General features: G+C 67.6%; 26 protein-coding genes. 9 read left to right on the forward strand and 17 right to left on the reverse strand.

Annotation, left to right across the window (positions count from 1 at the left end):
• Both ON45_RS16935 and ON45_RS16940 read left to right on the forward strand, forming a co-directional pair.
• Nucleotides 1–324, forward strand: a 324-nt coding sequence (locus ON45_RS16935) for a uroporphyrinogen-III synthase (RefSeq protein ID WP_173400703.1), incomplete at its 5' end; no start/stop codon positions are given.
• Nucleotides 325–383: 59 nt separating this feature from the next.
• Nucleotides 384–767 (forward strand): Hsp20/alpha crystallin family protein, encoded by a 384-nt coding sequence (locus ON45_RS16940; RefSeq protein ID WP_148288738.1) that lies wholly within the window; start codon nt 384–386, stop codon nt 765–767.
• Between the two features lie 12 nt (nt 768–779).
• Here ON45_RS16940 and ON45_RS21740 read toward each other — a convergent pair whose 3' ends face one another.
• On the reverse strand, nt 780–1,295 hold the full coding sequence (locus ON45_RS21740; RefSeq protein WP_051063250.1) for a VOC family protein: 516 nt from the start codon (nt 1,293–1,295) through the stop codon (nt 780–782).
• A 56-nt stretch (nt 1,296–1,351) separates the two neighbouring features.
• Here ON45_RS21740 and hemB point away from each other — a divergent pair, with 56 nt between their 5' ends.
• From hemB to ON45_RS16960, 3 genes are read left to right on the forward strand one after another with little or no spacing between them, the layout of a single operon-like run.
• Entirely contained in the window at nt 1,352–2,341 is a 990-nt protein-coding gene (gene hemB / locus ON45_RS16950) for a porphobilinogen synthase (protein ID WP_040495375.1), read from the forward strand.
• A 48-nt stretch (nt 2,342–2,389) separates the two neighbouring features.
• Nucleotides 2,390–3,742 (forward strand): glutamate-1-semialdehyde 2,1-aminomutase, encoded by a 1,353-nt coding sequence (locus ON45_RS16955; RefSeq protein ID WP_241432235.1) that lies wholly within the window; start codon nt 2,390–2,392, stop codon nt 3,740–3,742.
• 55 nt (nt 3,743–3,797) lie between these two features.
• A complete protein-coding gene (locus ON45_RS16960) occupies nt 3,798–4,541 on the forward strand; it encodes a hypothetical protein (RefSeq protein ID WP_040495377.1) in 744 nt (247 codons plus the stop codon).
• 19 nt (nt 4,542–4,560) lie between these two features.
• On the opposite strand, the gene ON45_RS16965 is transcribed toward ON45_RS16960, so the two are convergent.
• The 9 genes from ON45_RS16965 to ON45_RS21745 form a co-directional block, all read right to left on the reverse strand.
• Nucleotides 4,561–5,496 (reverse strand): NAD(P)/FAD-dependent oxidoreductase, encoded by a 936-nt coding sequence (locus ON45_RS16965; protein ID WP_040495379.1) that lies wholly within the window; start codon nt 5,494–5,496, stop codon nt 4,561–4,563.
• The gene (locus ON45_RS16970) at nt 5,493–6,350 is read right to left on the reverse strand and encodes an alpha/beta fold hydrolase (protein ID WP_040495381.1); all 858 of its coding nucleotides are present in this window, start codon (nt 6,348–6,350) and stop codon (nt 5,493–5,495) included. Before ON45_RS16970 ends, ON45_RS16965 begins: the two co-directional genes overlap by 4 nt.
• Complete coding sequence (locus ON45_RS16975; protein ID WP_040495383.1) at nt 6,350–7,165, reverse strand: lysophospholipid acyltransferase family protein; 816 nt, start codon at nt 7,163–7,165, stop codon at nt 6,350–6,352. Before ON45_RS16975 ends, ON45_RS16970 begins: the two co-directional genes overlap by 1 nt.
• Entirely contained in the window at nt 7,165–8,136 is a 972-nt protein-coding gene (locus ON45_RS16980) for an NAD-dependent epimerase/dehydratase family protein (protein ID WP_040495385.1), read from the reverse strand. Before ON45_RS16980 ends, ON45_RS16975 begins: the two co-directional genes overlap by 1 nt.
• Before the next feature lie 49 nt (nt 8,137–8,185).
• Nucleotides 8,186–8,692, reverse strand: a complete 507-nt coding sequence (locus ON45_RS16985; RefSeq protein WP_040495387.1) for a protein-tyrosine phosphatase family protein — start codon at nt 8,690–8,692, stop codon at nt 8,186–8,188.
• 106 nt (nt 8,693–8,798) lie between these two features.
• Nucleotides 8,799–10,064, reverse strand: coding sequence for an NAD(P)-binding domain-containing protein (locus ON45_RS16990; protein WP_040495389.1), 1,266 nt, complete (start codon nt 10,062–10,064; stop codon nt 8,799–8,801).
• Nucleotides 10,065–10,105: 41 nt separating this feature from the next.
• Nucleotides 10,106–10,669, reverse strand: a complete 564-nt coding sequence (locus ON45_RS16995) for an OsmC family protein (protein WP_040495391.1) — start codon at nt 10,667–10,669, stop codon at nt 10,106–10,108.
• Complete coding sequence (locus tag ON45_RS17000) at nt 10,666–11,538, reverse strand: class I SAM-dependent methyltransferase (RefSeq protein WP_206537723.1); 873 nt, start codon at nt 11,536–11,538, stop codon at nt 10,666–10,668. Before ON45_RS17000 ends, ON45_RS16995 begins: the two co-directional genes overlap by 4 nt.
• Nucleotide 11,539: 1 nt before the next feature.
• On the reverse strand, nt 11,540–12,052 hold the full coding sequence (locus tag ON45_RS21745) for an OsmC family protein (RefSeq protein WP_051063251.1): 513 nt from the start codon (nt 12,050–12,052) through the stop codon (nt 11,540–11,542).
• Nucleotides 12,053–12,218: 166 nt separating this feature from the next.
• On the opposite strand from ON45_RS21745, the gene ON45_RS17010 reads away from it, so the two are divergent.
• Nucleotides 12,219–12,899, forward strand: coding sequence for a winged helix-turn-helix transcriptional regulator (locus tag ON45_RS17010; protein WP_040495393.1), 681 nt, complete (start codon nt 12,219–12,221; stop codon nt 12,897–12,899).
• Nucleotides 12,900–12,967: 68 nt separating this feature from the next.
• Here the strand turns inward: ON45_RS17010 and tilS are convergent, their stop codons facing one another.
• From tilS to ON45_RS17030, 5 genes are all read right to left on the reverse strand, one after another.
• Nucleotides 12,968–13,876 carry a tRNA lysidine(34) synthetase TilS gene (tilS, locus tag ON45_RS17015; protein WP_277619186.1) on the reverse strand — a complete coding sequence of 303 codons (909 nt, stop codon included), beginning with the start codon at nt 13,874–13,876 and terminating at the stop codon, nt 12,968–12,970.
• On the reverse strand, nt 13,873–14,022 hold the full coding sequence (locus ON45_RS23195) for a hypothetical protein (protein WP_158412478.1): 150 nt from the start codon (nt 14,020–14,022) through the stop codon (nt 13,873–13,875). Before ON45_RS23195 ends, tilS begins: the two co-directional genes overlap by 4 nt.
• Before the next feature lie 61 nt (nt 14,023–14,083).
• On the reverse strand, nt 14,084–14,350 hold the full coding sequence (rsrA, locus tag ON45_RS17020) for a mycothiol system anti-sigma-R factor (RefSeq protein ID WP_040495395.1): 267 nt from the start codon (nt 14,348–14,350) through the stop codon (nt 14,084–14,086).
• 23 nt (nt 14,351–14,373) lie between these two features.
• The gene (locus ON45_RS17025; protein ID WP_040495397.1) at nt 14,374–14,949 is read right to left on the reverse strand and encodes a sigma-70 family RNA polymerase sigma factor; all 576 of its coding nucleotides are present in this window, start codon (nt 14,947–14,949) and stop codon (nt 14,374–14,376) included.
• A 180-nt stretch (nt 14,950–15,129) separates the two neighbouring features.
• Nucleotides 15,130–15,624 carry a MarR family winged helix-turn-helix transcriptional regulator gene (locus ON45_RS17030; protein WP_083915098.1) on the reverse strand — a complete coding sequence of 165 codons (495 nt, stop codon included), beginning with the start codon at nt 15,622–15,624 and terminating at the stop codon, nt 15,130–15,132.
• Between the two features lie 90 nt (nt 15,625–15,714).
• On the opposite strand from ON45_RS17030, the gene ON45_RS17035 reads away from it, so the two are divergent.
• Both ON45_RS17035 and ON45_RS23695 read left to right on the forward strand, forming a co-directional pair.
• Nucleotides 15,715–16,893, forward strand: coding sequence for a phospholipase D-like domain-containing protein (locus ON45_RS17035; RefSeq protein ID WP_040495417.1), 1,179 nt, complete (start codon nt 15,715–15,717; stop codon nt 16,891–16,893).
• A 74-nt stretch (nt 16,894–16,967) separates the two neighbouring features.
• Nucleotides 16,968–17,600: a Rho termination factor N-terminal domain-containing protein gene (locus ON45_RS23695; RefSeq protein WP_206537724.1), complete on the forward strand. Its 633-nt coding sequence runs from the start codon at nt 16,968–16,970 to the stop codon at nt 17,598–17,600.
• 126 nt (nt 17,601–17,726) lie between these two features.
• Here the strand turns inward: ON45_RS23695 and ON45_RS17045 are convergent, their stop codons facing one another.
• Both ON45_RS17045 and ON45_RS17050 read right to left on the reverse strand, forming a co-directional pair.
• Nucleotides 17,727–18,077, reverse strand: a complete 351-nt coding sequence (locus ON45_RS17045) for a hypothetical protein (RefSeq protein ID WP_148288739.1) — start codon at nt 18,075–18,077, stop codon at nt 17,727–17,729.
• Between the two features lie 68 nt (nt 18,078–18,145).
• Entirely contained in the window at nt 18,146–20,428 is a 2,283-nt protein-coding gene (locus ON45_RS17050) for an arylsulfatase (RefSeq protein WP_040495408.1), read from the reverse strand.
• A 92-nt stretch (nt 20,429–20,520) separates the two neighbouring features.
• Here ON45_RS17050 and ON45_RS17055 point away from each other — a divergent pair, with 92 nt between their 5' ends.
• Nucleotides 20,521–21,174: a nitroreductase family protein gene (locus ON45_RS17055; RefSeq protein ID WP_051063255.1), complete on the forward strand. Its 654-nt coding sequence runs from the start codon at nt 20,521–20,523 to the stop codon at nt 21,172–21,174.
• Nucleotides 21,175–21,209 lie beyond the last annotated feature (35 nt).

The following is a 21,209-nucleotide window of genomic DNA, read 5'->3' on the forward strand; positions in this document are numbered from 1 at the left end:
GACGGCCTCCGCGCGGCGGGACACGACGTCACCGCGGCCGTCGCGTATCGCACGGTGTTGCGCGTTCCCGGCGACCGGGGGCTGGCCTCGATCGATGCCGCCGACGCCGTCGTGTTCGCGAGCGGTTCGGCCGCCCTCGGGTGGGCCGAAGCGCTCGGCGACCGCGCCGCTGATGCGCTCCCGCCGATGGTCGTCGCGATCGGGCCGACGACCGCGGACGCTGCCGCGGACGCAGGCCTCGCGGTCACCCACGTCGCCTCGGATCACTCGCTCGTCGGAGTGATCGACACCGTGATCACTGCGTGGAGCAGCGCCGCGGACTGACGGAGTCGCGCCACCGGGGCCTCTCGACAGCAGCGACCGGCGGGACCTACGCTGGGTGGATGACCTCGAACCGTCCGTCGCATGATGACGTCGTTGCGGCCACGGACGAACGTGCTCGGTCGATGGTGCCGCAGCGTGTTCCCGTCAACGCGTACACCACCGACGGCGCGTTCGTGATCGTCGCACCACTGGCCGGGGTCGCCGACAGCGACGTCTCCGTCGAACTGACCGAGAACCGGGTGCGCTTCTGGGCGGAGCTCCGCAGTTCCGGCCCTCGCGACTTCGTGGTCCACGAGTGGGAGTACGGCGGATACGAGCGGGTGCTCGACCTTCCGTCCGGCTACGGCTCGGGCGTGGAAGCGTCGCTCACGAACGGCCAGCTCGTGGTGCGAGTCATGAGCGGCGACTTCGCCGGTGACCAGACCATCCAGCTCGGCTCCTGAGAAGCGTCGACTTCAGCGGCGAGTGCGCTGGTCGTACACCTCGCGCGGCCAGTACCGCACGGGAGTGATCCCGTCGCCGCCGATCAGCTCGTCGCGGACCGTGTCGTAGTCGTAGCAATTGAGCTCGTACCGGTTGCCCCACGGATCGGCGAAGTCGTACGCCCAGCACAGGTCGAAGTCGACGACGTCGGCAGGCGTGAGCGGCTCACCGTCGGGACGCACGATGCCGTTCGGGAGCGATCTGGAGAAGGCGACGAACACGTCGGGCTCGACGCTGAACGCGACGCCGGTCTCCTGTGCGACCATCGGGTGCCCGTCACCCGCCTCGAACAGCGCGAGCATCGTTCGGCCGCCGTCGGCGGAGATCTGCAGTGGGCCGCCGTCGACATCGGTGGCCCAGAAGTCGTACTCGTCGACCGGTTCGAAGCCGAGGTGGGTCGCATACCACTCGGCGGCCAGGGCCCGGTTCGGGACGCGGATGTGGACGTGGTCCAATCTGCCCATCCGGAATCGCGAATCGTCGGCCACGCGCTCACGGTACTGCGGGCTGGGTGGCCCTCGGTGTCGCCCGTAGGCTGGCGCCCGTGAGTTCTGAGCAGCGCAGCCCGTACGTTCGGCCACGACGGCTGCGACGAACCGCGGCGCTGCGCGAACTCGTCGCCGACGTTCGCCTCGGAGTCGACGACCTGGTCGCGCCGTTGTTCGTCCGCGAGGGCATCGACGAGCCGCAACCGATCGAGTCGCTGCCGGGCGTCGTCCAACACACCATCGAATCGCTGCGCACCGAGGTCGGCGAGCTGATCGATCTCGGCGTCCGGGCGGTGATCCTGTTCGGGGTTCCGGCCGAGAAGGACACGGTGGGCAGTGGCGCGTACGATCGCGACGGGATCGTGCAGGTGGCGCTCCGCGATCTCCGCGCCGAATTCGGTGACTCGGTCGTCCTGATGGCCGACCTGTGCGTCGACGAGTACACCGACCACGGCCATTGCGGGATCGTCGACGATCACGGTGTGGTCGACAACGACGCCACGCTCGAGATCTACGCCAAGGCGGCGGTCGCGCAGGCCACGGCCGGCGCACACGTGGTGGCACCGAGCGGAATGATGGACGGCCAGGTCGCCGTCATCCGCGAGGCACTCGACGGGGCCGGTCACGTCGACGTGTCGATTCTCGCGTATTCGGCGAAGTACGCGAGTGCCCTGTACGGGCCGTTCCGTGATGCGGTCGACGTGTCGATCGCCGACGGGGGTGACCGCAAGGGATATCAGCAGGACTACCGCAACGTCGCCGAGGCGCTCCGCGAGATCGACCTCGACCTCGACGAAGGCGCCGACATGGTGATGGTCAAGCCGGCGCTCTCGTATCTCGACGTGATCGCCGATGTGGCGGCCCACGTCGACGTCCCCGTCGCGGCGTACCACGTGAGTGGTGAGTACGCGATGATCCACGCCGCCGGTGAGCGCGGGTGGATCGACGCCGACGCCGTGGCACTGGAGCACCTGACGGCGATCAAACGGGCGGGTGCCACCATCATCCTCACCTATTTCACGCGCTGGTTCGCCGAGCGCCGCTGAACCATTCTGTGTCTGACACCCGATGGTTCCTGACATGACGGAGAACCGATGACCGAGATGATCCCCTTCTGCGACCCCGTGGCGTGCGTTGACGCCGGCTGCTCACCCACCGTGTGCACCGGTGCGGGTGTGCCGTCCAACACGACGCTGTTCGAGCGCAGCTGCGCGGCGATTCCGGGCGGCGTGAACTCGTCGATTCGGGCGTTCCGATCGGTCGGTGGAGAGCCGTACGTGGTCGCTCGCGCCGAGGGCGCGACGATCACCGATGTGGAAGGGACCACCTACTTCGATCTGGTGCAGAGCTACGGAGCGGTGATCCTCGGCCACGCGCATCCGGCGATCACCGGATCGGTCGCCGCCGCGGCGACCGACGGCACGTCGTACGGAGCGCCGACGCCGCGCGAGATGAAACTGGCCGAAGCGATCTCGGCGCGAGTGCCGAGCTGTGAGCGCGTCCGGCTGATGAACTCGGGCACCGAGGCGACAAGCACGGCGATTCGCCTGGCTCGCGGCGTCACCGGTCGGGACCGGATCGTCACGTTCGCCGGCAACTTCCACGGCGCGACCGATGCGCTCCTGGTGGCCGGAGGCAGCGGAATCGCCACGCTCGGCCTCCCGGGAACGGCCGGCGTCCCGAATGCGTCGGTCGCCGAGACGATGGTCGCCCCGTACAACGTGGTTCCGGAACTGACCGACGAGGTCGCCGCAGTGATCGTCGAACCGGTCGCGGCGAACATGGGCGTGGTCGCACCGGAACCGGGCTTCCTGCAGGGGCTTCGTGTCGAGTGTGATCGAGTCGGTGCGCTGCTGATCTTCGACGAGGTGATCACGGGGTTCCGCCTCGCTCCTGGTGGAGCGCAGGAGAAGTACGACGTCACGCCCGACATCACCTGCTTCGGCAAGGTGATCGGTGGCGGCCTGCCGATCGGTGCGATCGGTGGTCGCGCCGACGTGATGGAACAGCTCTCACCGCTCGGTCCGGTGTTCCACGCCGGAACGCTGTCGGGCAATCCACTCGCCACCGCTGCCGGGTTGGCCGCGCTCGACCAGCTGACCCCCGAGGTCTACATCGAGTTGCTGGCGCGCGCCCGCCATCTGGCGGCTCTGCTCCGCGACGCGTGCGCGTCGGCCGGGTTCGCGGCGCGGTTCCCCGTCGTCGGGACGCTGCTCGGGATCGTGTGTGGTGCCGACGCCGCCGACCCCGTGCGCAACTTCGATGACGCGAAGACCACCGACGAGCAGGCGTACGGCCGCTTCTTCCGAGCGATGCTCGCCGAGGGTGTCGCGCTCGCTCCCGGCGCGTACGAGGCGATCTTCGTCGGCCTCGCCCACACCGACGACGTCATCGACCGCATCGCCGACGCTGCGTCACGCGCCGCGGCGACCGCGGCGACGGGTTGAGCGAGTCTCGCGGGGTGCCGCTCCGCACACCCGTTGCTTCGGTACCGTTGTCCCGGTGAGACAGTTGTTGACGTGGCGGTTCTTCGCCGCGATCGGAGCCCTGGTGCTCTTGGCCATCGGAGTCGACCGAGTGTTCGCGAGCGCGGGTCTCGAGGGTGACACCGCCGTGGCGGCACCAGCGAGCTACGACGAGGACGGGAACATCATCCCGCGGCGCGTGGACCTGATCGAGTCGGTCGAGCGCGTGGAGGCGTCGCCGAACTTCGCGATCGGCGACGACGGTCGATCGATCGGAGTGCTCGACGCGGTGATCACCGAGGAGCGCATCGCTCACATCGTGCCCGAGACTCCCGGCGAGGTGACGTGCGAGAACTTCGAGGATCCCGACCGTTGCGTGTTGCTCGCCGACGTCCTCGGCGATGCGGTCGTGTGGTTCGCGTTGCTTCCGGCCGGCCCACGTGACACGGTCGAGTTGGGTCCGATCGTCGACCTGCAGGATGGATTCGCCGAGTTCGAGAACGGCTGGGAAGTCCTCTACGCCCCGATCATCGAGCGTGACGCGGACACGTGCGGCGACGACGTCGTCAGCTTCAGCGACTTCCTCGAACGGTTCGGTCCCGGGAGCACCAGCGTCGTCGACCTCGAGACCCGCCAGGTCACGGCAGTGATCTGCGGTGAGGAGTTCATCCCTCCGCCGACCACCGTGGTCTTCGAGGGTTCGCTCGACGGCAACGTCGTGATGCCCGAGACCACCGCGGTCCCCATCCTCGATCCCGAGGTCGAAGCCCCCGATTCCTGACCACTCCGTGGCGTGACCGTCAACCGAGAAGGGCGTGGGCGGCTGCCAGCCCGGAATTGTGTGCGCCTTCGACCTTGGGGCCCGCGAAGACGTCCCCCGCGAGCACGATCGTGTCGTCCTCGGTGGTCCAGCAGGGGTCCGGCCACACCTCGCGTGGCGTGGCCATGCGCCACTTCTTGACCTGCGCATCGATGATCGACGCCTCACCGATCCAAGGGGCTGCAGCCGACCTGAGCGATTCGATCAGGGTGTCGTCGTCCCAATGCTCCTCGCTCCAGGTGGGGCGCGCGTGGAACGTGACCGACGGAACCGAGCTCACGCCCTTGTGGGCGTTGTCGCCGATGAAGCTGAACACGTCGTCGGCCTCCTGCACGCCGCCGGCGCCCGGAAGTTCGACGTCGCGGTCGAGGGTGACGAGGAGGCCGATCGTCCGGTCGTACTCGGTGAGCTCCATCGGTCCGCCGAAATCGATTCCGGCATCGACGAGCAGAGCGATGGTCTGCGGCATCGGGCAGGTCAGGATCACCGCGTCGGCCGGGCGAACCGTTCCGTCGTCGATGACGACCTCCCAGCGCTCGGTGCCGGAACCGGCTCGAACGGTGAACGCCATCGTCGAGGTCTCGACGCGGAGTTCCGTGGCGAGATCCTTCGCGATCGAGTTCATTCCCGCGGTACCGACGTATCGCGGGTATCCGTCGTCGACCTCGAATCCGTGGTTCCACACGCGGACCACACCGCGTTCGAGCCAGTCGTCGACTCGTGACCGGAACGCTGGTGTCCGGACGGTGAAGAACTGAGCACCGTGGTCGAGGACACCGGCACCGATCCGCCGGGTGGCCATGCGCCCACCCACCGATCGACCCTTGTCGATGACGGTGACCTCGGCGCCCGCTTCTGTGAGTGCACGGGCCGCGACAAGTCCGGACATGCCGGCCCCGACGATCACGACCTTCATGCGGACTTCAGCGTGTCGCTCCCCGTCTCGGCGACTCGACGCTGCCACGCGGTCTCGGCCCGCCCGAGGAACTCGAGCAGGACGCGGTTGAAGGTCGAGGCGTGCTCGATCATGAACCCGTGGGCGGCGCCGCTGATGACGGCCAACTCGGCGGTGGGGATCCGGTCGGCCAACTCCTCGCTGTCACCGCGCGGCGTGAGAATGTCCTGGTTTCCGACCAGCACGAGGACCGGAACGTCGATGTTCTCCAGCTCGTCGACCATCGACGTGTCGACGTTCATGATCGCGTCGACCTGATTGGAGAACGCGTGCGATGGTCGTCCGAGCGCGAGCGGTCCGAGCCAACCCATCGCCGGCAGCAGCCGTCGGAACGATCGTGGGCCGATCACCCAGCGCATGGCCTCCCGGCTCATCATTCCCATGCCACCCTGCTTGGCGTTCTCGCTCCATTCGACGAGCAGGTCCTCGCGCCACGGATGGTTGGTGCCTGCGGTGCAGGCGAGCGTGATCGAACGGGTCCGTTCCGGATACTTCACGGCGACGATCTGGCTGATCGCTCCACCCATCGACGCCCCGACGACGTGGGCGGTGTCGATCCCGGCGTGGTCGAGAACGGCGATTGCGTCGTCGGCCATCTGCTCGAGCGAGTACGGGGTGTGCGGCTTGTCGCTCCGACCGGCGCCGCGATTGTCGAGTGCGATCGCCTGATACCACGGAGCTGTCGCCAGACGTTGCAGCGCCCACCCGGACTTGGCGGCGCCGAGGCCCTGGATGAACAGCACGGGTGGCGCCCCCGGACGGCCGGTCTTGGAATAGTGGATACGCACACCGTCGCTGCTGCGGATGTAGGTCATCAGTTGCCTCCTCCGGCCAACGGCAGCCAGTCCAACGGTGTCCCCGTGCCGAGATCGCCCATCTCGTTCAGGAGGTCGTGGACCTCGGAGCGCACCCGATCGGCCAATTCCAGCTCGGTGAGCGGGCCCCGACGCTTGCGCGGCGGATGACTGGCCGAACCGATCTCGACGCGGGCCCGTCGGGCGAACGGGGACGACGTCGTGGCGGCGGGGAAGACTCGTGTCGAGGTCGCCAACGCCGCACCGATCAGGACGTGGTCGACGGTTCCGACCGACCGCAAACCGTTGGTCGGCGCCGCCCCCAGCACGACGACCTCGTCGGCGCGTAGCGCTCCTGCGATCTCGTCGGGATGGTCCCGCAGGCCTCCGATCCGTCGATCGAACGGAGTCACCGGGAGGAGCTCGCGCTTGGCGACGAAACGGACGGGACGATCGATCGCTTCGCTGATGGCGAAGGCGGTGAAGATCGAGCTGCGCGACAGGCGCGGCGAGTTGACGACGACGAGCGCTCCTCGACGTTTGGGGAGATGATGATCCCCACCGGTCGACACGTCCCACCGGAGCTGCGCCAGCATCATCATGTTGCGCACGAGCACCGGATCGCAGCCCCAATCGTCGGTGGCGTCGCGTGACTCCTGTGTCAATCGGCTCGTGGCGGACCGCACGCCGCTGGTCGCCGTCGACGCGATCGCGCTCACCAAGCCCCCGATGCGACGATTCACGTCGGACACGGCCCCGCCGATGGACGGCGACTGCGGTTCGGAACCGACGTCCGACCGGTTCGGCATCGGGAGGACATCGGCCAACTCGGCCATCAGGCGACCTGCTTTCGTGCGGGGCGACGGATCACGCTCGGCCAGCCGTAGAGATCGTCGATCACCTCGGGGGTGGTCTGTTCCGGAACGACTCCGAGGAGCTCGCGCATCCGACCGTTGTCGGCGAGGCGGCCGTGGAGCAGGATCTCGGCCACATGATCGGGCACCGGTGCGCCGGCGAGATGGCACATCCGTCGAGCGACCGGCCACTGCGGACCGAACGTGGGGATGGCCACCCGACGACCGCGGTGGGCAGCCTGGCGCACGGTGACCGACTGCGGAGCCACGACGTTCACCGGTCCGTCGAGACGTCGGCTCGCCGCGGCGACGATCGCCCGCGCGGCGTCGTTCTGGCGAATCACGGCGAACGACGGGTCACCGACGACGTTGTACGGCACGGCCGGTAGACGCAGGACCCGACCGAGCGGCGAGGGCACGTGGGGACCGATGACCGACGCGAGGCGGACCGCTCCGACCCCGACTCCGACGCGTGCGGCCACGCTCGATGCGGTGCGCTCGATCTCTGCAACGGTATGTCCCCACGCCGACGTGGGAAGGAGCGGTGCCGTTTCGTCCGGACGCGTGAGCGAGCCCGGTCCGGCACCGTAGATCTGGATTCCGCTGCGGACGATCACGTGCTCGAGAGAACGGCACTCGGCAGCCGCGCCGAGAACCGAGAGCGCCGCCCGGTCGGTGAGGTGAGCGGCGAGGTCGGGTTTGGCGCGCGAGTCGGGCTCCCAGACTCCGACGTGGACGAGCACGTGCGGATCGAAGTCGATCACGGTCTCGACCGTCTTGTCGTGCTCGTCGGGGTGGATGCGGTGGAACGTCGTCCGCCGGAACCGACGACGCGGGGGATCGGCATCGATTCCCGCCAACGACCCGACCCACGGCTCGTCCTCGAGCAGCATGGCGATCTGAGTACCGAGTTCGCCACCCACTCCGCTCACGAACACCCGGATTCCAGCCATTGGTCAAACCTAGTGCGCGCAACGACCGATCGCCCGATGCAGCGCGTCGTCAGCGGAGAGTGTCCGCACGCATGATGATCTCGCGTGCGAACGGGTCGAGCTGGCGGCCGGCGATGCGTTCGGTGACCTGAATCGCCTGCGTGGGGTCGTCGACGAGACCCGACCAGCGGATGTAGCCGCCCATCACGCCGACCAGGCGATCGCCGAGCTCATCGGCGTGGACCATCAGCTTGGTGTCGTGCCGGAGCAGCTCGCGGATCTCGGTGTACAGCGACTTCAGGTACGGATCCGGGTGTTCGGTGTTGAACGGCCGGTGCCGGTACGGCATCTGGAGTTCGTCGTAGTTGTGCAGGTTGTGGGGAGCGGCGATGATCGAGATCACGCAGCCGAAACCGTTCTCGCGAAGCCAGATGATCTCCTCCTGGCGGCGAACTCGGCGGTGATTCTCACCCACGCCACCCGGTCGCTCGCAGATGGCCATCTTGTCCTTCAGGACCCACGTGAAGTTTCGTGGGGTGATCCCGAGCGCCCACTTTCCGCGGAGTCGAGGTGCCATCAGCGGAACGAGCCCGTGAGGTGCAGGAGTACGTCTTCTGGGGTGCTCATGACGGCTGATCACGCTACCCGGTCGAGGTCGCGGAGCGAAAACCGGGCTGGACGCGTCAGCTGCGTATGAGGGCTGCCGTCGACTCACGGTTCCGGCCGAGATGGTGATGGAGGTGCGCAGCCAGGTCGGCAGTGTCGGATGCGGCCCCACCGATGTAGCTGGACCGGCGGCGCCGCAGGAGATTCGCACCGAGGAGGTACATGCCGGGGGCGTCGACGACGGCGCCTCCGGCATGACGGATGCGGCCCCGGCGGTCCAACACGGGCACGTCCAGCCAGCGGTAGTCGGGCCGGTACCCGGTGCACCAGATGACGGTTCCGATGTGGCCGTCGCCGAGGTCGATGCCGAGTGTGGGTCTCGCGCTCACGCAGGTCGGCGCGAAGCGTTCCGGTGCGTCCGCATCGACGTCGCCTGTTCGTCGGGCCCAATCGTCGAACGAGTCCAGCAGGCGGTTCATCTTGAGGTCGGCCAGTGCGCAGACGTTGGCGAGAGCGCCGGAGAACTGCGCGGTCCCGCGGTCGATGCCGGCGAGCCGGCCGACCACCCGGACACCCGTGGCGGCGAGCGCGTTGAGATCGAGCGATCGTCGATCCGGGTGACCGATGAGTTGGGGCGACGGGAGATGCCGGGCGCGGACGAGGTCGTCGACCTCGTCGTAGCGTTGATCGAGGATGCCCGAAGCGTCCATCCACCAGAAGATGTCCCGCCCACGGTACGACCGAGGCAGACGGACGTGTTCGCCCACGGCGATGGTGACCGGCCGCCCACTGCGCTGGATCTCGTCGGCGAGTTGGATCCCGGTGGCCGACGCCCCGACCACGAGCACGCCACGCTCGTCGAGGTCGTCGGGCGACCGGTAGGTCAGCGGCGTGCACATGGTGACCGACCTCGGCACCCGCTGCGCCATCGCCGGGACGTCGGCGATGTTCGATGATCCGCTGGCCAGTACCACCGTCGGCGCCCGCCAGACGCCCTGGTCGGTCACGACGTCGTACCCCGTTCCGGCTGCACTCACGCGGGTGACGGTGGTGCGGTCGTGGAGCGGTGCCGAGATCGCTTCGGCGTACTCCGCGAGGAGCGCGACGACTTCGGACATCGACATGAATCCGTCGGGGTCTGCGTCGCAGTCGCCCATGCCGGGGAGCCGACTGTGCCAGTTGGGTGTCAGCAGTCGGAGTGAGTTCCAGCGTTCGGTCCGCCACGAGTGCGCCACTTCACCGCGCTCGAGCACGACGTGGTCGATCGAGCGTTCCGTGAGACGGCGACTCATGGCCAGTCCGGCGTGACCGGCGCCGATGATGACGGTGGTGGTGTCGGCCACGCTCTGTCCTGAGCTGTTGCGGTTCGATCGTCTGGCGATCGTCAGGCGATCTCGACGGTGACGTTCGTCGGGTTGGTGACGACGTCGTACACGGCGGACCGCTTCTGCGACTGAGCGACGATTGCCCGGACCTCGTCCGGTGACGCATCGGCCTCGATCGCGAAGCGGATCGTGATGTCGTCGAAACCATTCCTCACGTCGGGGTCCGCCCCGAGGATACCGAGGACGTTCATGTTGCCCTCGATGGTCGCCGAGACGGAGGTCAGCTGGACCTGGCGGTGCTGGGCCACCGCTGCGACGCCGGCGGTGAGGCAGCTGACCAGCGCGGCGAGCACGTACTCGGCCGGTGTCGCACCGAGGTCCTGGGAGGCGAAACACTCCGGGTGGTCGGCGTCGAACACGAACGTGCTGCGATGGTCGTGGTCCGCGCCCAGGCCGGAGAATCCGTCGACGGTCGTGCGGCTGTGCGTGCCGTGGACCCATGAGCAGTTCGCCCGCCAGGTGAACTCGGCCGCCTGCGGGGCAGTGCTGAGCGCCTCGCGTGCTCCGAGGAGTGCCGCGGTGTCGACGCCGTTGTCGATTGGGGTGTCGGTGATCGTGGTCATGGTGGTGTTCCCTTCTGGTTGGTTGATGTGGGTCGTCGTGGATCACGACAGTTCTCGACTCGGCGTGCCGAGGCGATCACGAACTCGCCGGGGACCCGGTAGCCCGGTCCCTCGCTGAAGTCGTCCAGCGATGCGAGGTACTCCGCGTGCGCGGAGCGGCGGGTGGCGTCGTCGAAGCGCGACGCGGCGAGGGCGACCGGTCCGCCGAGAAAGGCCGCGCCCAGTGCGTCTTCGGCGGAGCCGTAGACGAGGTCGACCGCCAGTCGGGTTTCGTCGATGTCGACGAAACCTGCGCCTTCGAGGGTGGATGTGAGCGCGCCGGGCGCGCCGAGGGCGAAGAACATCGGGCAGACATCGGAGCTGACTCGGGCGGCGACGATCGGGAAGAGCTCGGCCCACCCGCACCGTGCACGTTCACCCCAGACGGAGACGACGACGCGGCCGCCGGGCCGCAGGACGCGATGGAGTTCTGCGGCCGCGACACCGGGGTCGGGCACGTACATCAGTCCGAGCGAACACACGGCGACGTCGAACGGGGCGTGGTCGCCGAGGTCCTCGGCGTCCCGACAGAGGGCCCGGAGGTTGTCGACGGCGCGAGACCTCGCCCGCCGCGAGAGATCGGCGATCATCCTCGGTGACAGATCCGTCGCCAGGACGCGGCCGGTCGGGGCGACCTGCTGAGCGGCCCGCAGAGCGACGAGTCCGGTGCCGCAGGCGACATCGATGACGGCTTCGCCGCGCTGGAGGTCGGCCGTTTGGAGGACCAGGTCGATCGCCGGTTGCAACTGCTGCTGCCAGTACCGCTCGTAGCAGGTCGAGGCGCGATCCCATCCTCGCCGTTGAACCCAGCGTTGCAGCTTCGCGTCCACGTCAGGCTCCGCCCGCCAGGACTGTCGACGTGCGATGGACCGCGTTCTCGCGGCCGAGCGCGTCCAGGATCGGGCTGAGCCGGTCGCCCTCGTCGATGATCTGTTGCACATCGGTGGGTGAGGCCGGGCTGTCGATCTCGACGTGGTAGCGGACGCCGGTGTAGCCGGGAGGTGCCGCAGCATCGAGCGACAACATTCCGGCGACCTCGGAGTCGGTCTCCACGGTCACGTCGATGCGGGTCACGGGAATTCCGTGTTTGGCGGCGCGCAACCGGTAGCTCATGGCCATGCAACTCCCCAGCGCGGCCCGAAGCAGGACGCCGGGTGTGGGTGCCGACCCGCCGCCACCGATGGCTCCCGGAAGGTCGGCGTGCGTGCACCACGCACCCTCCACGGTCGAGCAGTGCAGGCCTTCACCGAGAGTCGTCGTCGATCGTGCGGTTCCCACGCCGAATCCGCGGCGCTGTTCGATGGCGGATTCGAGTCGCTCGATTGCGGTGGCGATCGTGTCCATGGGTGTTCCTCCTCGGGATCGATGGTCGAAGTCGTCGGCGGTGCCGCGTCCTTGAGGTCTCGTTCGATCGTCCACGGCTCAGGCGCGGTACGCGAGTTCACGTGCTGTATCAACCCGGTACACGAAATGAACTGTCGGCTCCGTCGGGGCGTGGATATCGTTCGGTATGTCCGAGTACGGCTCGTTCTGTCCGGTCTCGAAGGCCGCCGAGGTGCTGTGCGACCGCTGGTCGATCCTCGTCGTGCGCGAACTCCTGTGCGGAAGCACCCGGTTCACCGAGCTCCGCCGCGGCTTGCCCGCGTGCCCGCCGGCCACCCTGTCGAAACGGCTCAAGCAACTCGAGCGGGCTGACGTCGTCGACCGGACCGACACCGCTGCCGGCGTTCGCTACGAATTGACCCCTGCGGGAAGCGAGTTGTACCCGATCGTGCAGGCGATCGGTGAATGGGGACAGCGGTGGGTGCGCAGCACCTACTCCGACCGGGAACTGGATCCGGACGAGCTGCTGTGGGACGTGCGCCGGTTCCTCGACCCGACTGGACTGGGTTCCGAGGCATGTGTCGTCATGCTCGACCTGGTGCTGCCGGGAGACCGCCGGAAGCACTACTGGTTCGTCGTCGACCGAGGCGTGGTCGACCTGTGCGATGTCGACCCACGTCGGCAGGTCGACGTCGTCGTCGACACGCATCTGCGGACGCTCACGCAGATCTGGATGGGCGACTCGACCTTCGACGACGCGGTCCGTGACGGTTTGCTCGTCACCTCCGGTCCCCGGTCCCTCCGTCGGCGCCTCCCCGCCTGGCTCGGACAACACCCGGTTCTCGCTCCCGTGGCGTCAGCGCGCTGAACCTCCGCGCTCGCCGACGACGTCGATCGGCCGCGGGACCGTGAGTTCTGATGCTCGGGCCCGCCGCGTCAGCTCGTTCCCGAGACCTGATCGTGATCCGAGTCACGCTCGACGGACAACCGCTGACGTGAGCGGCGGATCCGGCCGACTCCGGCGACTTCGCAGGCCGCGCGGGTGCCCGCGGCGACGTCGAGCACGCGTTCGATCGCGGCGGCGTCGGGTGGGTAGCCGTCGACCGCGAGCCATCGACGGACGGCACGACGGGCCAACGGGACCGGTGCTGCGGCCAGCTCGCGGGCGTCGGTGGGGTCGAGGTCGGCGCTGAGCGTGTCGAGGAACTCGTCGTCGGCGCGCAACAGGTCGGCGGTCCGTGAGATCAGCGGAATGGTGTCTCGGTCGGCGATCGAGTCCGCGAGTGGCAGGAGCTCGCGCCGGACCCGATTGCGACGGAACCGGGGGTCGACGTTGGACGGGTCGTGGATCGGATCGAGTCCGAGCACGTCACACAGTGCGCGGGTCTCGGTGCGGCGCAACTCGAGCAGCGGGTGGCGATGGTCCCGCTGCATTCCCGCGAGCCCCGTCGCTCCGCTCCCTCGGAGGAGTGCGAGCAGGACGGTTTCGGCCTGATCGTCCGCGGTGTGCCCGGTGAGGGCGTCGGCGCCGATCAACCTGCGGCGGGCGTCGCGTGCACGGGCTTCGAAGTTCGGACCGTCCGAGAGATGTGCGTGCTCGCACCGGAACGTCGCACCGAGCTGGGTGGCGATGCGCTCGGCGGCGGCGGCATCGAGATCGGAACTCGATCGGTGACCATGGTGGACGTGGACCGCCTTGACGTCGAGATCGGCAGCGACCGCCAGCGCGACCATCGCAGACGAGTCGGGGCCGCCCGACAGCGCGCACGTGACCGCGGTGCGCGGAGGTGGAAAGTTGCAGCGAGCGAGGAGCTCGCCGGTGTACGACGTTGCGGTGGCGGTCAGAGGTCCTGGTGGCGCCGCTGTTTGCCACCCGGGTACTTCTTGGCCTGGACACTCATCATGTAATAGGCGATCAGGCCGATGGCGGCCCCCAGTACCACGGCAGTGAGAAGGACGCCGATCCAGATGTGCCAGACAGTTCCGAGCATGCGACGAGACTATCGCCAGGTCCCGCGGCGCCACTGATCCGTCGCGGCGCGGTGCGGGGAGTCAGCCGATCTTGCCGTCGCCGTCGAAGTCGGTGTCGAAACAGCGCTCGATACGACTCAGCAGCCCGGGCGGCATCTCCTCGTTGCGGCACTTCGCTCGGATCACCTGCTTGAGTTCGGCGTGGAAGTCGAATGCGCCGAAGCAGTCGGGGCAGTCCTCGAGGTGTCCCTTGATCGAGGCGCTCGCCTCGGTGGACAGCTCCTCGTCGAGGAAGACGTGGAGTTCCTTCAACGTTTCCTCGCAATCGGGTTCGTCGCATGCATCCATGGGTGATCCTGGTTCTCGGTTCGTCATTGCGGGGCGTCCTCCCGCTGCAGTCCTCGTGCGACTGCATAATCGTGCAACGCCTTCTGCATCGCCTTTCTTCCCCGATGCAGCCGCGACATGACGGTGCCGATCGGAATGTCGAGCATCTCGGCGATTTCCTTGTACGCAAACCCTTCGACGTCGGCGAGGATCACCGGGAGTCGGAAATTCTCCGGCAAATCCTCGAGCGCTTGTTTGACCTCGTCGTCGGGCAGCATCGCCATCAGCGACTCCTCGGCCGACCGACCGATCGACGCGTCCTCGAAGGTGCCCATCCGCTTGTAGAGGTAGAGATCCTCGATGTCGCCGAGGTCGCTCTCGTCGAAGCTGCGCTGTTTCTTGCGGTACTTGTTGATGTAGGTGTTCGTGAGGATCCTGAACAGCCACGCGCGCAGGTTCGTGCCCTCCGTGAACGTGTGGAAGCTGCGGAAACCCTTGAGGTAGGCCTCCTGGACCAGGTCCTCGGCGTCGGCCCGGTTGCGTGTCATGCGCATCGCTGCCGCGAACAGCTGGGGCGCGTACTGCATCGCCTGGTCTGCGAACACCGCCTGATCAGCCATCGGAACGAAACTACCGACTGGCGCCCGACGCAACCAGCCGTGCCTGCGATCCGACGCGTCCGCGACGGACCGACTCCCCGATCGGCGGCACGGCGAATCGCGGAACCGGTACGTTCGGTCCCGCCACGGTCACCGCGCGGATCGTCACCAAGCCGGAGCGCTCCGATCGAGTCGATCGCGTCACGGCGACAGGCGGTCGACCGTCGCGTCCAACGACTGCACGAAGCGATCGAGGAGGTCGGCGAGGTCGGAGCGTTCCTCCGCGGTGAACTCACCGAGGATGAGCGACATCGCGTGAGCGCGGCGAGCGGCCACCTCGGCGTGGCGGGTCCGCCCCTGCTCGGAGATCTGCACCATGACGACGCGTCCGTCGTCGGGTGCAGGAGCGCGTACCGCGAGCCCGTCGGTGACGAGACGGTGCACTGCACGGGTGGCGCTCGACGGGTCGATCCGCATCCGTTCAGCGAGTTGCTTCATCGTCCGGTCCTCGCGCTCCAACAGGTCGAGCGCATCCATCTGGCCCGGTTCGAGCGGTTGGTCGTGTCCGACCAGGTAGCAGCGCAACTCCTGCGTCCACGCTCCGCGTCGCAGTTCGATCCAGGCGCGGCCGATGCGGCCCGCATGATCGGCGTCGACGGGGTCGGTCAAGTCGATCGGTTGGTCACCGGACGCCATGACCAGTCGAAACTACCGGTCGATGCCGTTGCGGTGCGTGTCGGACACTCGGCGCACGACGGACCGGCGACATGGTTGACTGTGGGACGCATGACGACGAGCGAGCAAGAACGACAGGACATCGACCGGCTCCATGGTCTGCTCGGGATTCCTCCGACCGTCGGCAACGAGGTTCGCGTGCTCCGCAACGGCAACGAGATCTTCCCGGCGATGCTCGATGCGATTCGCTCGGCCACGCGCACGATCGACTTCGTGACCTTCGTGTACTGGTCCGGCGACATCGCCATCGAGTTCGCGAACGAATTGTGTGCTGCCGCCAAGCGAGGCTGTCGCGTCCGGGTCCTGCTCGACGCGGTCGGAGCGCGCAAGATCGATCCCGGGCTGATCGGGGACATGTCCGCTGCCGGATGCGATGTGCGTTGGTTTCGACCGTTCTTCGAGAAGAACAAGGTGCCGAAGATCAACGAAGCGAATCGTCGTACGCACCGCAAGATCCTCGTGTGTGACAACTCGATCGGCTTCTGTGGTGGAGTCGGAATCGCCGACGAGTGGACCGGGGACGCCCAGAACGAGAACGAGTGGAGGGACACCCACCTCGCCGTGCGTGGACCCGCCGTCGCGGGGTTGCTGTCCGCGTTCGTCGACAACTGGGCGGACCAGCACGAGGATGGATACGACCCGCGCAACGAGCACGATGTCGACCTCCACGAGTACGGCTCGACCACGATGTTCGTCGTGCGCGGCTCGGCCGAGACCGGGGCGAGCGACGTCTGGCGGATGATCATGACGCTGATCTCGATGGCCGAGAAGCGGCTCCGGATCGCCACGGCGTACTTCAACCCCGATCGATTCGTGGTCGACGAGTTGATCGACGCAGTCGAGCGCGGGGTGCACGTCACGCTGCTCGTCCCTGGCGAACATGCCGACAAGCGCTTCATCCAGATCGCCGGGGAGGAGGAGTACCAGCGCCTGCTCGACGCCGGCATCGACATCCGGACCTACGAGGTCTCGATGATGCACGCCAAGATCATCACCGTCGACGGCCGCATCGCGACCGTGGGGTCGACCAATTTCAATCAGCGGTCGATGCAGCACGACGAGGAAGCGAACGTCGTGCTCGTCGACGACGAGCTCGTCAGCGTGCTCGATCGGCATTTCGACGACGATCTGATGAACTCGATCGAACTCGATCCCTCCCGATGGGCGGACCGGAGCGTGCCGCAGAAGGTCGCCGAACGGGTGTCCACGGTCGTCGACAAGTGGCTGTGAGCTTCAGCGCGCCGCGTGTCGAACGTCGCACTCGAATCGGTTTTCCGTCTCGTCGAAGTGGGTAATCCTGGAGTATGACCAACACCTTTGAACGCACCATCAACAGCTTCAACGACTCCCTGACCCAACAACTGGACAGCTGGGAGGAGCAGTTCCCGCCCATCCCGTCGAAAGCGTTGGCCGCATACCGGTCGTCGGCTCGGCGCGTGAACGACATCGTCGAATCCGCAGTGTGCTCGCTCCGGTCCCGAGTCAGCTCGGTGGGAGACGAGGCCTCGAACGCAGTTGCCACGTCCACCGGCCAGGCGCGTGCCGCCGCCGAGCGCGCATCGGACACCGTGGAGAGCGGTGTCAAGCAGACCACCGGCCAGGCCGGTGCAGCGGTCACCAGGACCGTCGACTCGATCAAGCGTGGCGTCAGCGAAACCGCCGGTCAGGCCCGTTCCAACATCGATCGCTCCACCGCAGCGGTGAAGAAGGGCGTCGCCGAGACCACCGGCCAGGCGAAGACTCAGGCGAGTCGCACCGCGGACGCGGTCACCGACGAGGTCGAGGGTGCGTTGGACGACGCGAAGGTCGCCACCGATCCCGGCGACTACGCCACCTGGACGAAGTCCGACCTGTACGACCGGGCACAGGAACTCGACATCGACGGTCGCAGTGGCATGACCAAGGCCGAGCTCATCGGAGCGCTGCAGAAGTCATGAGCCACACCGCTGTCGACGGCGTTCCCGTCGTCGACAGCGGTCGGAGTACACACGGGGCCCGCTCGGTCATCCGAGCGGGCCGTTCCGCGTCCACGCCCCCGCACAGAGGCTGACGGCGGAACCGGCTCAGTCGTTCTCGACGTGGAGTGCGCCGGCTTCGGGACCGGTGTCGCGGTCACCGCTGTCGGCGAGGAGTCGCTCCTCGTGATCGTTGCCGTCCGGTGAGACGTTCGTGTCGATCAGACCATCGGTGACGCGTTCGCGATCCTGGCGGGTCGCGGTCTCGTCGGTCTCGGGCTGTTCGCGTTCGTCGCGGGACGCCACGTCATCGCGGGCGATGATCCCGTCCTCGACGATCGACGGATCTTCGACGCCGAGCGGTTCCTCGGGCGGATAGTCGGCGGCGGGCCGCCGATCGTCGCCGACCTTTTCTCCGAGCACGGTGGGATCGAGGGATTCGGCATGTGAGTCGCTCATGTCGGAGCGGTACCGCGTCATGGCCTGCTCGAAACGTCGCCGCCGCTCGTTGTTGCGCTGATCGACGTCTATTCGCGACCGAGTTCCGCCGCTCCCGCCGCTTCGTGGTCGACGTCCTGGTCGTTGTCGAGGTCGACCGTCACGTCGATGAGAGATCCGGTGAACGTGAACGGCCCGACGTGTCGGCCGGTTCTGTCGTAGTCGGCCACCGTGGTGCCACGGTCGAGTCCGATGTCGAGGCCGGACCACGAGATCATCAACCAGAAGATCTGATCGGTCTCCATCCGACCGACCTCGACGCCGTCGACCGTCAGCGTGCCGACCCCGTGCGGGAACGGACCGTCGCCGGGCCGTCGCTGCATCCGGAAACCCAGCTCGGTCGCACCGTCGTCGATCGGAACGTCGGATTCGACGAGCTGGTGGCTGCCGCCGATGTTCAGGTCGTGCACGAGACGTCCGTCGCGGACGAAGAGCGAGTAGCCGCAGGTGGCGTCGCCGTGGCTGATGAGCACGCCTTCGTTCCCCGCCGCGTACGGGTGGATCCGGGCGGTGACCGTGTAGCTCCGGCTCCGGAGATCGGGAGCGACATCGGACGGGAGGTGTCCCATGCCGGCGGTGAACACGTAGCGCCGACGGTCGCCGTGGAACCGTTCCGCGTTCTCGGCGAATCGTTCTCCGAAACGATCGTCCAGAGGAAGTACTTGGTTCGCACGAGCTTCGCTCCACCAGAGCTCGATCAACTCTGCGAGCCGCTCCGGTTCGCTGTCGGCCAGATCGTGGCACTCGTTGAAGTCGGTGGTGAGGTCGAACAGTTCCCACCGGTCGTCGTCGAACGACGAGCCGGCCGGGTGCCAGGCGACCGCCTTCCATCCTTCGTGCCAGATCCCGCGATGGCCGAACATCTCGAAGTACTGCGTCGATTTCCTGGTGGCGGTTGGACTCGCGCCGGCGGTCAACGTGTCGGCGAAGCTCACCCCGGTCACGTCGTCGATCTCGGAGGCGTCGAGACCGAGGAGGTCCAGGATCGTCGGAGCGAGGTCGGACGCGTGGCAGAAGTCGTGGCGCAGTTCGCCGCGAGCGTGGACGGCCGTGTCGGGCGTGCGGATGACCAGCGGATCGCGGATCCCGCCACCGTGGGTGTTCTGCTTGTACATGCGCAGCGGGGTGTTCGCCGCCATCGCCCATCCGTGCGGGAAGTTCGAGTGCGTGTCGGGTCCGCCGATGTCGTCGAGGCGCGCGAGTTTCTCGTCGAGCGGCTCGGGGACCATGTTGAACGGGGCCATCGCGTTGACGAACCCGAGTGGACCGCCCTCCTGGCTCGCGCCGTTGTCGGAGAGCACCAGCACGATCGTGTCGTCGAGTTGACCGGTGCGTTCGAGCGCGTCGATCACCCGCTGGAGTTGCTGATCGAAATGGTCGAGCATCGCTGCGTAGGCGCCGGCCAGGCGGCTGAAGAGGCGGTGCTCGTCCGCGGTGTGTTCGTCCCAAGCCTTCACGCCGAGGTTGCGCGGCGGAAGTTCGGTGCCGGCGGGAACGATGCCGAGTTCGATCTGTCGGGCGAGCCGACGTTCGCGCTCGACGTCCCAACCGTGCTCGAACTGCGTGGTGTAGTGGTCGATCAGTTCGCGAGGGGCCTGATGCGGCGCATGGCATGCACCGGGCGCGAACTGGAGATACCACGGTGCGTCGGGCGTGGAGGCGTGGTGATCGGTCAGGTTGCGGATCACCTCGTCGGCCAGATCGGCGCTGAGGTGATAGCCGGTCGAGTGGTCACCCGGGGCGGTGACGTGGGTGTTGTCGCGGACGAGTTCGGGCGAGTACTGATCGGTCTCGGCGTCGAGGAATCCGTAGAAGCGGTCGAAGCCGCGACCGAGCGGCCACCCGTCGAACGGTCCGGTCGGTCCCGTCTCGGTCGTGCGCGTGGCGTGCCACTTCCCGACCATGTAGTTGCGGTAGCCGTGGGGCGCGAGCATCTCGGGAAGGGTCGGGGTGTCGGCGCTGATCTTGCCCCGGTAGCCGGGGAACCCGCTGTCGAAGTTCGCGAGGCAGCCCATCCCGACCGCGTGATGGTTGCGGCCCGTCAGGAGCGCGGCCCGGGTGGTCGAGCACATCGCCGTGGTGTGGAAACCGGTGGATCGGATGCCCTCGGCGGCGAGTCGGTCGATCGCCGGCGTCGCGATCGCCGATCCGTAGCAGCCGAAGTCTGCATAGCCCACGTCGTCGAGCAGCACGAGCAGCACGTTGCGTCGGCGCGGACCATCCGACTCGGAATCCGGCCACCACGGCGTCGAGTCGGCGATCGTGGTCCCGATCGTTCCCTCGAACCGTTGTCCCTGCCCGCTGTCGCTCATCCCCCCGAACGTAGTCACCCCGTTCTCGTGAACAGTTGGCGCACGGAGCGCCGGAGCAGTTCACGAGATGGCAGGAATGGGAGACTCGGCGGATGGCTGAGCTGTACGACGTGATGAGCACCCTGCGCGCGGTCCGCAAACTGCGGCCCGACCCCATCCCGGACGACGTCCTCGAGCGGGTGCTCCAGGCGGCGTGCTGGGCGCCGACCGGTGGGAACACCCAGCCGTGGCGCGTCGTGGTGGTCACCGAGCCGGACACGAAGCGGGCGTTGCAGGACATCTACGCGCCCGAGTGGGAGCGGTACGCGGTGGCGTTCTTGAAGATGATGGCCGACCGCCCGGCCGATGAGCTCGCGTCGTGGGAGCGCGTCGCCGCGGCCGGCGACCATCTCGCCGCGAACCTGCATCAGGTTCCGGCGATCCTGATGTTCTGCGCCAACCCGGCGATGATGGCGATCACCGACGCGAAGCTCGATCGAGTGAGCATGGTCGGCGGCGGCTCGGTCTATCCGGCGGTTCAGAACGCCATGCTCGCCTGTGTTCAGGAGGGGCTCGGATGCACGCTCACCACGTTGCACTGCACACACGAGGACGAGGTGAAAGCAGTGCTCGGGATCCCCGACGGGTGGGCGACGGTCGGCATGGTTCCGATCGGGTACCCGGTCGGCAAGGGACACGGGTCGATCACCCGTCTCCCTCCCTCCGAAATGGCCGACCGTGACCGGTTCGGCGCCGGGTGGCCGTGATGTGCCATCGGGTGTCAGACACCCGATGGCGCGCG

This window comes from Ilumatobacter nonamiensis YM16-303 (assembly GCF_000350145.1).
Taxonomy (GTDB): domain Bacteria; phylum Actinomycetota; class Acidimicrobiia; order Acidimicrobiales; family Ilumatobacteraceae; genus Ilumatobacter_A; species Ilumatobacter_A nonamiensis.